Source organism: Arenibacter catalasegens (assembly GCF_002909235.1).
GTDB classification, from domain to species: Bacteria; Bacteroidota; Bacteroidia; order Flavobacteriales; family Flavobacteriaceae; genus Arenibacter; species Arenibacter catalasegens.
The window spans coordinates 162,939-177,354 of sequence record NZ_PHQQ01000004.1; the positions used below are offsets into that span (position 1 = coordinate 162,939).

The 14,416-nt window shown below is 37.5% G+C and carries 9 protein-coding genes; 7 read left to right on the forward strand and 2 right to left on the reverse strand.

The genetic code is table 11. The features are described 5' to 3' along the window. Window positions 1–39 precede the first annotated feature (39 nt). The 3 genes from CWD90_RS05410 to CWD90_RS05420 are packed head-to-tail and all read left to right on the forward strand — an operon-like array spanning window position 40 to window position 4,023. Window positions 40–2,484, forward strand: a complete 2,445-nt coding sequence (locus tag CWD90_RS05410) for an alpha-glucuronidase family glycosyl hydrolase (RefSeq protein ID WP_192877991.1) — start codon at window positions 40–42, stop codon at window positions 2,482–2,484. A 3-nt stretch (window positions 2,485–2,487) separates the two neighbouring features. Beyond that, a complete protein-coding gene (locus CWD90_RS05415) occupies window positions 2,488–3,453 on the forward strand; it encodes a metallophosphoesterase family protein (protein WP_103474915.1) in 966 nt (321 codons plus the stop codon). Between the two features lie 51 nt (window positions 3,454–3,504). Beyond that, complete coding sequence (locus tag CWD90_RS05420) at window positions 3,505–4,023, forward strand: MepB family protein (protein WP_103474916.1); 519 nt, start codon at window positions 3,505–3,507, stop codon at window positions 4,021–4,023. A gap of 70 nt (window positions 4,024–4,093) precedes the next feature. Here the strand turns inward: CWD90_RS05420 and CWD90_RS05425 are convergent, their stop codons facing one another. Both CWD90_RS05425 and CWD90_RS05430 read right to left on the reverse strand, forming a co-directional pair. Next, on the reverse strand, window positions 4,094–6,592 hold the full coding sequence (locus tag CWD90_RS05425; protein WP_103474917.1) for an ABC transporter permease: 2,499 nt from the start codon (window positions 6,590–6,592) through the stop codon (window positions 4,094–4,096). 47 nt (window positions 6,593–6,639) lie between these two features. Then, a complete protein-coding gene (locus CWD90_RS05430) occupies window positions 6,640–7,329 on the reverse strand; it encodes an ABC transporter ATP-binding protein (protein WP_103474918.1) in 690 nt (229 codons plus the stop codon). 72 nt (window positions 7,330–7,401) lie between these two features. On the opposite strand from CWD90_RS05430, the gene CWD90_RS05435 reads away from it, so the two are divergent. The 4 genes from CWD90_RS05435 (at window position 7,402) to CWD90_RS05450 (ending at window position 14,288) form a co-directional block, all read left to right on the forward strand. Continuing rightward, window positions 7,402–8,091, forward strand: a complete 690-nt coding sequence (locus CWD90_RS05435) for an arylesterase (protein ID WP_103474954.1) — start codon at window positions 7,402–7,404, stop codon at window positions 8,089–8,091. 221 nt (window positions 8,092–8,312) lie between these two features. Further along, window positions 8,313–10,673 (forward strand): DUF2339 domain-containing protein, encoded by a 2,361-nt coding sequence (locus tag CWD90_RS05440; protein WP_103474919.1) that lies wholly within the window; start codon window positions 8,313–8,315, stop codon window positions 10,671–10,673. Beyond that, window positions 10,657–11,892, forward strand: a complete 1,236-nt coding sequence (locus CWD90_RS05445) for a DUF3999 family protein (protein ID WP_103474920.1) — start codon at window positions 10,657–10,659, stop codon at window positions 11,890–11,892. The genes CWD90_RS05440 and CWD90_RS05445 overlap by 17 nt, the downstream gene beginning before the upstream one ends. Window positions 11,893–12,437: 545 nt before the next feature. Next, window positions 12,438–14,288, forward strand: a complete 1,851-nt coding sequence (locus tag CWD90_RS05450) for a Xaa-Pro dipeptidyl-peptidase (protein WP_103474921.1) — start codon at window positions 12,438–12,440, stop codon at window positions 14,286–14,288. The last annotated feature ends 128 nt before the right edge of the window (window positions 14,289–14,416 follow it).

Genomic DNA, 14,416 nt, shown 5'->3' on the forward strand with positions numbered 1-14,416 from the left:
ACTAGATATATTGATTATTAAAGAATTAATAGAGATTATATGAATACATACTTTAAACTATTTCTAATATTACTTTGCTTGTTTGGTCTTAATCCATCTTCCCTTCTTGGGCAAATGATAGATTTAAGTAAATCGAAAATTATCAGCCTTGAGAAAAAAGATCCTCTTGTCTTGAACGCTATATCCGTATTGCAGGAAGAAATCGATAAAGGGAGTGGGATAATGTTAAACAAGGTGGGCAAATTCCCTAAGCAATTACAAAACCGTATTGTTATTGGACTTGAAGCTGGATTGGACAAATTTCCAATGGAATATCAGCAGCTCATTGCGTCAATGCCGGTAATAAAGGCTGAAGGATATAAAATTGTGGTGATACCTGAAAAAAATACTGTTCTGGTGGTAGGGCACGATTCCCGAGGAGTATTATATGGCATTGGAAAACTTTTGAGAAAATTGGAAATATATCCTGGACAAATTTTACTGCCCAACGATTTGAATATCGCCTCTACCCCTAGATTTCCTATCCGAGGCCATCAAATGGGATACAGACCAAAAACTAATGCGTACGATGCATTTTCGGTACAGCAATATGACAACTACATTCGTGATATGGCCATTTTCGGTGCCAATAGTATTGAAATAATGCCTCCCCGTACCGATGATGATTTCACAAATGTTCACATGAAAATTCCCGCCATTGAAATGATTGTGGAGCAATCCAAAATTTGTGATAAATATGGTATGGATGTTTGGATGTGGTATCCCAATTTGGGATCGGACTATACAAATCCAGATTCCTTAAAAGTGGAAATTGAAGAGAGGCGAAAAGTATTCAAAGCCATTCCGCGTTTGGACGCTCTATTTGTTCCGGGGGGAGATCCTGGGGATTTGGAGCCTGATGAATTGTTTAATTGGTTAAAAATAGAAGCCGAAGTGTTGCATGAGTACCATCCCAATGCCAAAATATGGGTTTCTCCACAGGTTTTCAGACCAACTAAAGCTTGGTTCGATTCCTTTTATGAACATATCAACAAAAATTATCCCTGGCTTGGAGGCGTGGTTTTCGGCCCGTGGATAAAAACCCCTATAAAAGAAATTGCAGAACGCATTAACCCTGGAATTCCAATAAGGCGATATCCCGACATTACCCATAACCTAAGTAGTCAATACCCAATTCCCAACTGGGATTTGGCATATGCCATTACCTTAGGGAGAGAATCCATCAACCCACGGCCACAAGACCAAAAATTAATACATAATGCCTTTGACCAATTTGCACAAGGAAGTATTAGCTACTCTGAAGGAACCAACGATGACGTTAATAAAATAATATGGAGCGATCAGGATTGGGATCCGGAAACCCCGGTTATGGAAACCCTACGAGATTATTCGCGCTATTTTATCGGACCAAAATATACCGAAACTGTTTCTAGTGGTTTAATGGCATTGGAAAGAAATATTCAAGGCCCACTACTAAATAATGATGGTGTAATTACCACTTTACAACAATGGCAGGATTTGGAAAAGAGTGCATCCCAAGAAGTTTTAAGTAATTTCCGTTTCCAAATGGGGCTTATTAGAGCCTATTTTGATGCTTATCAATACAGAAGATTGATATACGAGACGGAATTGGAACAACAAGCTCGCGAAATATTGTCAACAGCCAAAACTATAGGCCCAATTAGCGCTATAGAAAAGGCAAAGAATATATTGTATAAGGCAAAAAAGGAACCTATTATGGCCCAATGGAAAAATAGATGCCTGTCCTTGGCCGATGATTTGTTTGAGAGTATTGGCGCCCAATTAACGGTAGAAAAGCACTTTGCCGCAGGAGGAAGAGGAAATTTTATTGATAATATAGATGTGCCGTTGAATGATGGAATGTGGTTGATAGATCAACTTTTTACGATTGAAAAAAATGGAAGCGAGGCTGAAAAATTGGTTTCTATAAATGATTTGCTACAACGCAACAACCCCGGTCCCGGAGGGTACTATGACAATTTTGGTACACCAAGAAGTTGGAACCGGGTAGTTTCCAATCATAGTTATGCGGAGGACCCGGGAGGGTTGAATTCGCCAAGGGTAAGTTTTGGGGTAGGACTTAAAGGGGAAGAATGGGTACACGAGATTACGGCTATAGGTTTTGACGGCCATACAACGCCATTATCTTGGATGAACCAAGTAACCACCTTATATGACGAGCCTCTCAAAATGGTCTATAATGGTTTGGACCCCAAAGGTTCCTATGTCATTAAAGTGGCTTATACGGGGCGTTTTCGTTCAAAAATAAAACTGACTGCAGAGAATATACCTGTGCACGACTTCATCAAGACTGGAGTGCAACCCATTTATGAGTTTAAAATTCCAACTGAAGCATTACAGGACGGAGTTTTGGAACTGGAATGGACCTGTGGTGAGGGAGAAAGGGGCGCTCAAGTATCCGAGATTTGGATAATTAATCAAGGTAACTTAGGAAAGGAATAGGTTATGGAGGAAAAAAAGATAAAGATTGACAGTAGAAGGAAATTTTTGCTTAAATCAGGATTGGCAGCGGTGGCTATTCCGTTTACACAAATTTCCTGTCAATCTTCAAAAGAAAAGCAATTAGAAGAAGAAAATCATGAAGATTCCTTTGAATTTGCATTCTTAACGGATATCCATATAAAACCTGAAATGAACGCGCCAAAAGGATTTCAAATGGCCATTGATAAGGTAAATGAATTGAACCCCGATTTTGTGATTACAGGCGGAGATCTTGTTTATGATACTATGCGCGGTAATTACGAACAAAGCGAATCACTTTTTACCTTGTACAAAGACATGAGTAAAGGGTTTAAAATGCCGGTCTATAATTGTATAGGAAATCACGACTTGTTCGCTATCTATGAAGAAAGTCCGGAATCGGAAGATCATCCTGATTATAAGTATGGAATGTGGGAAAGACATTTTGGAAAAACGTACTACTCTTTTGATCATAAAGGATGGCATTTTATAACCTTGAATTCCTTGGACGTAACAGAAAACAAAAGATATAAAGGATTCTTTCACCAAGAACAACTGCAGTGGTTAAAGGAGGATATTGAAAAAGTGGATAAATCTACGCCCATTGTCATCACCACCCATATTCCAATGATTTGTACCTATTTGCAATTAAATGGAGGTGAAGGAAGTAGAACCGCCAGTAATGCTTCAGATGTTTTTAAGATAATGGAAAACCATAATTTAAAATTAGTCTTACAAGGGCATATTCATTGGAAGGAATACGGATTCATCAACGACCGATTTCATTTTCTAACTGGTGGTTCTATTGCTGGGAACGGATGGAAAGGCAGAAGGCACAATACCAAAGAAGGCTTTGTCAAAATTAAGGTGAAGGGTAATGATTTTTTCTATGAATATATAGATCATGGTTGGGAAGCCGAGAGGCTTAAATTGGCGGATAATAGTATTTAATACTGAAAAATAAGTACTTAGTTATCTACATTTTGCAGTAGATTTATAGAAATGAAGAATACATCAAATTCAGATTTCACCCTTATTGTGGAAGAAGTCTATGCACCTTGTGGCTTAAAAGTATCAAACTTTGTATTAGACAAGGAAAGCAAAGAATACGAGGCAGTTTCCTTTCTCTTAAATACCCTGAACATAAAATCTAGAAGAAGTAAAATCACTCCAAAAAAAATTGGGCAATTCGTTACCCTGTGGAAAAGAAATATAAAGGGGGAAACAACACCTTTGGAAGATTCTGATGAAGTTGATCTTATTGTAATAAACTCTCGCCAGGGTTCACAACTAGGTCAATTTGTATTTCCTAAAAATGTTCTTAAGGAAAAAGGAATTGTATCACATGGTATAAAGTTAGGGAAACGTGGTTTTCGTGTTTACCCTCCTTGGACAAACCCCACCAACAAAACAGCTCAAAAAACCCAAAAATGGCAACTTGAATATTTTTTGAACATAGAACTAAATTTTAAAACGGACCTAGGTAAAGCTAATGACCTCTACCTACTTATGAAAGGATAAATAAAGGATAATCCTAATAGAACCACAGTTACTGCCGTATTTTACAAAATAAATGAATATTCCGTCGGGCCTATCTCCCTTCCTTTCGCAATACCTCTAAGGGAGGACTTTTTATAACTCCTATGCTATTCCCAAGGCCAATTAGTAAAACAAGCACAGTTATTCCGGGGAACAGCACCAAAAATGGAAATAATGATGGTGTAAATGGGGTTTCGAACACGAATAAAGCTAGCAATTGACTGCTCACCAGTGATAACAAGATTCCAGATAGCCCTCCTAAAATACCCAAATACAGATACTCCAAGGCCACTATTTTTAGTATTTGTCCACTCTTGGCACCGATGGTCCGTAAAAGTACACTTTCCCGTATTCGCTGATATTTACTTGTCCTCACCGCCCCTAAAAGCACTATTATTCCAGTAAGGATACTGAAAAAAGCCATAAAATTAATGATCCATGAAATCTTGTTCAACAAATTTTCTATTACAACCAAGATCTGTCTAATGTCCAGAATGGATACATTCGGAAATTTGCTTACCAATTCTTTCTGAAGTGATGCCGAAGCATTTTCATCAGCTACCTTGGTGGTAAGCACTGTGAATTGAGGGGCTTCTTCCAAAATACCCAAGGGGAAAACAATGGAAAAATTTAGTTGCATCCGACCCCAGTCCACCGTTCTTATGTTGGCTACTACAGTATTCATAATTACCCCTTGTACATTAAAGGATAATTTGTCACCAACCTCTACCTTAGCATCCCTAGCAAAGTTGTCGCTAATGGAAATGGGTATTTTTTCTTTGGAAGTCACTTTGGATACCCATTCTCCTGATTCCAATTTCTCGGATGCAATGAGACTATCCCTATAGGTTACCCTAAATTCATGATTCAAAATCCAGGAATTTATGGTGGAAGTAGTATCTTTTCTAATGACATTTACCGCCGTTCCTTGTATACTATTGACCCTCATCGTAATAATAGGTATATTGGTCAAAACAGGATGTCCCCCCAGTAAAATAGTATTTGCAACGGCCTCTTTCTGTTCCGTTTGAATATCCAAAAGGATCATATTGGGACTATTGGCGTCAGTTCCCATAGCCGACTTGGCTAACAGAAAATCTTTAGTGAAATAAAGGGTGCTTATCAAAAACGTTCCAATACCGATAGCTAGTACCAAGGTGAGGGTTTGGTTTTGTGGCCTAAATAAGTTTAATAAGCTATGACGCGCAGTAAAACTCCAGGAAGTAGGAAAGTATTTTTTTATGATTTTCATAACTCCTGCAGACAAACCCGCCAGTATAACAAAGGTTACTAAAATTCCCGCTACAAAGGCTGCCGAATACCTCCAATCCTTTAATAACCAAAAGGAAAAAAGAAATAAAAAGGCCAAAATCCCCAAAGAGACCAAGGCTAATCCTTTCTTATGCTTGGACCGGTCCACTTCCTGTACCCTTAAAGCCTGTAACGGAGATACATACAGAGTACTCATTAAAGGGTAAAGAGCAAATAGTATGGACATAAAGAGGCCCAACAAAAGTCCCATTGCAATTGCTTTTGGTGCCAGGGATATTTGTACATCTACCGGTAGCAAATCCCCTAAAAACATAGGAAATAACTGCTGTAGAATTAAACCAACTGCGGTACCGATAATTCCTCCCAGTAATCCTAGCGCCCCGATTTGTAATAAATAAATTAAAAAAGTTTGCTTTTTGGTTGCCCCTAAACATTTTAAAACAGCTACCGATCGTAACTTTTCCTTTATGTAAATATTGATAGCACTTGCAATTCCTATACAGCCCAAAAGAAGGGCGATAAAGGCAACTAGATTAAGAAACTTACCAAAATTCCCATATCTCCTTCCCAGATTGGCACTCGTAGAAGTATGGGTATCCAAATCCGCACCTTCGGCATCCAATACAGGATCTAATTTTTCTTCAAGAACCTCAAGGTCCGCATTGGGCTGGGCAAAATAGAATTCATAGTCCAACCTACTACCCTTCTGGATCAATCCTGTTTCTTGGATAAATCTATACGGAATTACTACAGGAGGAGCTATAGTACTAAATAGGCCCGAACTCCCTGGCATGGATTTTAAAGAACCTGCAATTGGAAAGGTTATTTCACCAACCTTAATACTATCTCCGACCTGTAGGTCATATTGTAGCATGACTGTGGCATCCACCAAAGCGGCACCCTTCTGTTGGTAGTTATTTGCTGCTGACACCGGTACGGTCTCCAAAACACCATAAAATGGAAATCCACCTTCAATTCCGCGAACTTGAACCAATTTGGAGGCTCCTGTTTTCGGAAACGCGGCCATGGAAGGAAAGGTTATTTCTTTGGCATTTGGACCTCCAAGGGAGTCCATTATTCTTAAAACCTTTTCATTTGGTGGATTTCTGCTATCCACTATAAAATCTGCCCCCATTAAAGATTTGGACTGTGCTGCAATATTTTTTTTAAGATTATCTCCAAAGGATTGGATAGAAACAACTGCAGCAATCCCCATAATAATTGAGGCCATAAAAAGAAATAGTTTTCTCTTACTGGCTTTTCCATCGCGCCATGCCATCTTTAGAAGCCATCTAAACCCAGCCTTCGAAGTATTATTTAGGTTCTTCACAAGGCAGTTGTATTCTGGGTGGTAACAATTTTACCCCCTTTTAACCTCAAAATGTGTTGGGTTTTAGCCGCCAATTCCAAATCATGCGTTATAATGACCAAGGTAGTTCCCGCATCCTCATTGAGCTGAAAAAGTAGTTGTATTACCTTCTCCCCGGTCTCCGCATCTAAATTACCCGTTGGTTCATCGGCAAAAAGTATTGATGGATTATTAGAAAATGCCCTTGCCAAGGCTACGCGTTGTTGCTCACCACCAGAGAGTTGTGAGGGATAATGGTGGAAACGATTTTGTAAGCCCACCTTGTCCAATAGTTCCTTTCCATTTTTCATAGCATTTTTATCCCCCCTTAATTCCAATGGAATGGCAACATTCTCCAAAGCAGTAAGGGTAGGCAATAATTGAAAATCTTGAAAGACAAAACCGACATTCCTATTTCTTAATATTGCTCTTTCATCTTCGCTTAAACTACTCAGCTCGGTACCACATAAGGTTACGGTACCAGAATCAGGTTGGTCCAAACCTGCACATAAACCCAATAAGGTAGTTTTTCCACTACCGGAAGGCCCAACAATGGAAAAAGAATCCCGTTCTTCCACATCGAAGCTAATATCTTGCAATACCGTAAGTTTTTTGGAACCACTACTATAGATTTTCCCTAAATTGTCTACGTTTAATATCTTTGCCATATAATATCTATTTCGCGGTTTTGCTGAAGAAGGCAAAATACAGAAATGATTTTGATTTTAATCCAATATTCCATGCGAACCTTGTTAAGATTTTCTTATTTATTAATCATTTTTTGCGTGTCTTGCGGGGATCTGGGAACCAAAAAATCGGATTCTGAAGAAAAAGGGAAAAATGGTTCTGAAAACGTTGTTGGGACCACGACTGAAAAGAAGGTCATTTTGTTTTTTGGAAACAGTTTAACTGCCGGAATGGGGCTCGACCTCAATGAGGCGTTTCCTGCATTGATCCAAGGCAAAATAGATTCATTGCAATTGCCCTACAATGTAATAAATGCAGGTTTAAGTGGTGAAACTACGGCAAGTGGTAAAAATAGGATCAGTTGGGTGTTAAATTCAGATATAGATGTATTTGTATTGGAACTTGGTGCAAATGATGGGCTACGTGGTATTCCCTTGGAGGAAACGCGTAAAAACTTGGAGGAAATTATAGATGTGGTACACCATAAAAACCCAAATACGACCATAATTTTGGCGGGAATGCAAATTCCTCCCAATATGGGTCAGGAATATACTGCAGAATTTAGGGATATATTTCCTTCACTTGCACAACAGTATAATATTGGCCTAATCCCATTTCTTTTGGAAGATGTAGCTGGAAATCCGGATCTGAATCAGGCAGATGGCATACACCCCACTGCAGAGGGACAAAAGATAGTAGCCAATAATATTTGGCCTATAATTGCCAAGGCTATTAAAAAATAATGAGTATCTATTTTAAATAGCCCTTGCAGCCAAATTTTTCCTCATTAAAATTAAGATTACTGGACAACTTGATATAGCTTGCCCTATAGATAGTTGTCCCATAGATAAAATACAATAGCCAAAATAACGTTTGTATTGAGCAATCCAGGTTAATTAATATTTTACCAATTAGTTTAACCAAGGATATTATATATTTTGACCAATAAGCTAACCAACATATAATGGCAGACTCCCAGGAACAAATAAATCTCCTTTTAGAAAAGCTCGAACTATTGTTAAGGAGACAGGACGAATTTTCAAAGGAAATAAATACTTTACGCACAGATATCAATTCCTTAAGAGGATCCAAAGAAGATGCAAGCCTCCCAGAAGTAATTTCTTCTATGCCCCCAGTGCAAGGCAAAGAATTGACTGAAAAGGTATTGCCAACTTCACCAGTAGTTTCTCAGCAAAAAAACACCAATGCTGGAAATGATCTGCCTAGAGCAAAAAACACACCAAAATTAAAATCGGATATTGAAAAATTCATAGGCGAAAACCTTATCAATAAAATAGGTATTGTTATTACTGTAATCGGGGTAGCTATTGGTGCAAAATACACTATTGAACATGATCTTATAAGTCCACTGACAAGAATAATTTTAGGCTATTTGGCCGGAGCTGGACTCTTGGGGTTTGGAATAAAATTAAAAGTAAAATACGAAAATTATAGTGCTGTATTGGTTAGTGGCGCCATGGCCATTTTGTATTTTATAACATTTGCGGCCTATAGTTTCTATGCACTTTTCCCTCAACTATTGGCCTTTGCAATTATGGTTGTTTTTACTGTTTTTACAGTCGTGGCTGCCTTAAATTATAATAGGCAGGTCATTGCCCTTATCGGCTTGGTAGGAGCATACGCCATCCCATTTTTGTTGAGTGAAGGTTCAGGGGAAGTGAGGGTTCTTTTTAGTTATATGGGTATCATCAAGATAGGGATACTAATTATCGCCTTTAAAAAATATTGGAAACCGGTATACTATTCGTCTTTTGGTTTAACATGGGTCATGTTCCTTTTTTGGTACCTGATAAATTATAAAATGGAGGACCATTTCGGAATAGCCTTGACTTTTTTAAGCCTATTTTTCATTATATTTTATTTGGCCTTTTTAGGCTACAAACTACTTCAGAAAGAAAAATTTGGGATTACGGATGTAATACTCCTGTTGTTGAATTCAATTATTTTTTATGGGTTGGGTTATGCCATTCTAAGCAGTCATGAGACAGGAAAACAACTCTTGGGATTATTTACTTTAGGAAACGCGTTAATACACTTTGCCGTAGGTATTTTAATCTATCGTCAAAAATTGGCTGATGTAAATTTGTTTTATTTTATTATTGGTTTGGTCTTAGTCTTTATAACCATTGCTGTACCTGTTCAACTAGACGGAAATTGGGTGACGCTGTTGTGGGCGGGAGAGGCCACTTTATTATTTTGGATTGGGCGATCTAAAAATGTGCCTATTTATGAAAAACTATCTTATCCATTGATGATATTAGCCTTATTGAGCATTTTTGAGGACTGGTCGTGGGTTTATGGTAGATACGTTCCGGAAATAAGTGGAACAAGGATTACTCCCTTACTTAATATTAATTTTCTAACCTCATTACTGATAATATCCGCTTTTGGATTCATGTACTGGATTGATTTAAAGCATAGGTATTCCTCCACAATTACATCAAGGAACACTTACTTGACAATAATCTCCAAGTCCATTCCCATCATTTTAGGGCTAATAATATATTTTGCATTCAGGATAGAAATAACTACTTATTGGAATCAATTATACTTGGATTCCGCTCTCGTTATTTCGCCAGAGGGCCAAGAACACCCAAATTACCTTTGGAATTACGATATTAGAAAATTAAGTAATATTTGGACCATTAACTATACCTTATTGTTTGTCTCGGTACTTTCCATCATTAATATTAAAAAAATAAAAAATCAACAATTAGGTGTAATCAATATAGTTTTAAATTGTCTTGTTATTATTTTCTTTTTATTTGTCGGGCTTTATGAATTAAGTGAACTGCGGGAAAGTTACCTGTCCAGTAACACCAGCGAATACTATCAGATTGGTGTTTGGAATATTATAATGCGATATGTCTCCTATGTTTTTGTTGGTATTACGCTACTCGCCACTTATTATTACAGCAAACAAGAATTTCTAAAGCTTCGTTTAAACCTTGGCCGTGATCTTTTATTATATATTTCAATATTATGGATTTCAAGCAGTGAATTGATCAATTGGATGGATTTATTCGAATTTACACAGTCCTATAAATTAGGTCTTAGCATATTATGGGGGCTTTTTGCACTACTTCTCATAGTTTTGGGAATTTGGAAAAACAAAAAACATCTACGTATAATGGCCTTTGCCTTATTTGGAATTACCTTGGCAAAGCTTTTCTTATATGATATATCCCATCTGGATACCATTGCGAAAACTATCGTCTTTGTTTCATTGGGTATTCTATTATTGATTATTTCCTTTTTGTACAATAAATACAAACATATTATAACTAATGAATCGGAGGAATAAATTTATTGGCTTTATAATACTAATGGCCTGTTCTCTTTCTTATGGGCAAATGGAGCAATATCAATACAAGAGATCAATCCAGGGAGTAAATGACCAATGGCATAACATACCATTGCCAGATGCTGTTTTCGGCAAGGTTTCGAGTAATTTATCCGACCTAAGAATTTATGGGATAGCGAGCAATAATGATACTATTGAAGTTCCCTACCTACTCCGTCTAAATTCTAAAAAAATTACGAGTAAGTCTATTGCTTTCAATATGGTGAATACATCCCATAACCACAATGGCTATTATTACACTTTTGAGGTGCCTACAGAGATGGCTATTAACCATATAAAACTGGATCTTAAGGATAAAAATTTCGATTGGAAAGTAGCCCTACAAGCTAGTCAGGAACAAACTGAATGGTTTACGCTAGTAGATGATTACCGTATTTTATCCATTCAAAATGGATTGACAGATTATAAATTTACAACCCTTACTTTCCCTAATTCCAAATACCACTACTATCGGTTGCTCATTAAGAGTAATAAAGACCCAAATTTAATAGCTGCCCAAATTTCGCATAATGAAATTATAGAAGGGATCTATAAAAACTATCCCGTAAAAACTCTAGACATTGATGAAAATAAAATAGAAAAAAATACGGAAATTATAGTTGATATAGGAAAATCTGTGGCTATTAGTGCCATTTCCTTTGGCGTACAAGAACAATATGATTTTTATAGACCAATTACTATATCCCAGATAATCGATAGTGTTAAAACTGAACAAGGATGGAAATACAATTATAAAACCTTACTATCAAGTACTTTGAGTTCGTTGGAAGAAGGGGACTTTAATTTCCAAAGTTCTATTTTGCAGAAAATTAAAATTACTGTCTACAATAGGGACAATCAGCCACTGACCTATGGAAATATTGAGGTAAAGGGTTATGCGCATGAGTTGGTTGCACGGTTTACAAGGGATGCTAGCTATTATCTTACTTATGGCAATGATTATGATTCATTTCCTAACTATGATATTGCACAGTTTCCCGAAAATATCCCCGAAAACCTAATTCCGTTAAAGGTGGGGAATGAAGAAATATTAAAGAAAACACCAATTTTAGAGAAAGAACCTATTTTTAAAAACAAGGCATGGTTATGGGGAATCCTTACCCTTATCATAATTGTACTTGGATTGTTTTCTTTAAATATGATTAAGAAGAAGGATTAATTATAGAGTACCAAAGTTGATTTTTAGAATTTATTAAGGAACTATTATAAAAGCTGGAACAATTCGTCTTTCCTTTAATCATATGTTTTTTTTAATTACCTAACGGTTGTCCATAATTTACAGCCCATAATAGCCATGATTATGCAATTGTTAGGAGTTTAAAGGAGGATTAATTAGTCCCTAACTGAGACTATAATATGTATCCACGTCACTTATGGAATCGATAAATACCATACATATTAGCTAACTTATTGGAAATCTTGCCAATATTTATTGGTTATATTCGCTCAATATAATTGATAATTATTGCTAGTCTACATCTGGCACGAAACTTATTTCCAATCAAATCATCAAATACTTTAGGCCTTAATACCTGCCAAATAAGTCCATTTTTTTGTTTTCGGATTAAATCGTTCCATATATTGATTTTCCAAAAATTTTCAATTGGGAAGCGCAACTATTCAGCTAGTAAATTGGTAGTGAGACAAGCCCATATACTCTCATTTAAATAAACATAAATTCTATATATTAATTTTTAATCGATTATGACAAGAAACAAAATCACATTTCTATTTACATTTTTATTTGGAGTTCTATCCTTTGTTAGCGCCCAGAAAGGTGAAACTTTATCTGAAAAAAAATCCATTCCTATTTTCGAGAACGGTGAGGCACAGGTCATAACTGGTTTTAGTGACGAAACAAAATGGATAACACATGATTTATGGGTTGAAACTGAATTTGATACCGATGGGGATGGCAAAAAGGATAGAATGCATGTTTCGGTCACCAGACCCAATCAAACAGATACGGAAGGGCTTAAATTACCTGTAATTTACATAAGTAGTCCTTATTTTGCAGGTGTTGCCTCCAATTTACAGGAAAGTCTATGGAATGTAAGGCACGAACTGGGAGCCAGTACAGGGGACCGTGTACATCCTGAAGTGGTACGGACTGGGGAAAGGCCGGTTATTTCTAAATCCCATATCCAAACATGGGTACCCCGTGGTTATATAGTTGTGCATTCCTCTTCTCCAGGAACAGGGCTGTCCCAAGGGTCCCCAACAGTAGGTGGGGATAATGAATCCTTGGCACCAAAAGCGGTCATAGATTGGTTATGTGGACGTGCAAAAGGCTATACCGAACCTTACGGCAAAGAAAAGGTAAGGGCTTACTGGTCTACCGGAAAAGTTGGTATGACAGGGACTTCCTATAATGGCACTATACCCTTGGCTGCAGCAACAACTGGAGTTAAGGGCTTGGAGGCCATTATTCCAATTGCTCCAAATACTTCCTATTACCACTACTATAGATCCAATGGCCTCGTACGTTCCCCAGGTGGGTTTTTGGGTGAAGATATAGATGTACTCTATGATTATATCCATAGTGGAGATGAAAGCAAACGCCCCTATAGCAATAGGGTTGTTAGGGATACCGAAATGAAAAACTGTATGGATAGGATAACAGGTGATTATAACGATTTTTGGGCAGGACGGGACTATTTAAATGATTTAGGGCCCATGAAAGCTGCCATATTAATGGCGCACGGATTCAATGATTGGAATGTAATGCCGGAACATAGTTATAGAATTTATAAAGCAGCCAAGGCCAAAGGCTTGCCCACTCAGATTTATTATCACCAAAATGGTCATGGAGGGGAACCACCTTTAACCATGATGAACAGGTGGTTTACCCGTTATCTACACGATGTTGAAAATGGAGTTGAAGAAGATGCCAAGGCATGGATAGTCCGTGAAAACGACGATAAAAAAAATCCAACACCTTATAAGGATTATCCAAATCCAGATGCGGCTCCCGTAACCTTATATATGGAAAAAGGAGCCCCTGAGAAAGGCGGATTAAGTACAAGTCAAAAAGTAGGCCAAGGTGTGGAAACCTTAGTGGATAACTTTTCGTTTTCCGGAGCCACTTTGGCCCAAGCCGAAAACACAAACCATCGTTTACTATATGTTACACCTATTTTATCAAATAATATCCATATTTCTGGAACTCCGAAAATAAGTATTTCCGTTTCTAGTAATAAAGCTGCCGCCAATTTATCGGTATGGTTGGTTTCCTTGCCTTGGAACGACAGAAAGAATGCCAAAATAACAGATAACATAATAACCCGGGGCTGGGCAGACCCGCAAAACCATAGCTCACTTACCCAAAGTGAACCATTGAAACCTGGGCAATTTTACAACTTAAGCTTTGAACTAATGCCAGACGATCAGATTATACCCAAAGGCCAGCAAATTGGACTTATGATCTTCTCTAGTGACAAGGAATTTACCCTTTGGCCCGAGCCAGGTACAGAATTATCCGTGGATTTGGATGCAACCACAATTAGTTTACCTGTTGTAGGAGGAGAGGAAGCCTTTAAAACTGTTACGGAATAACTATTTAAATTAGGAAAATGGTCTAGGGCAGGTTAGGTCTTCTTTTTGAAATTATTACTTTTATAGTAGCACTAGGCCCAGTTGCCATAATTACTCAAAAAGAAAACTCCTTTTTCCAATATTTATGG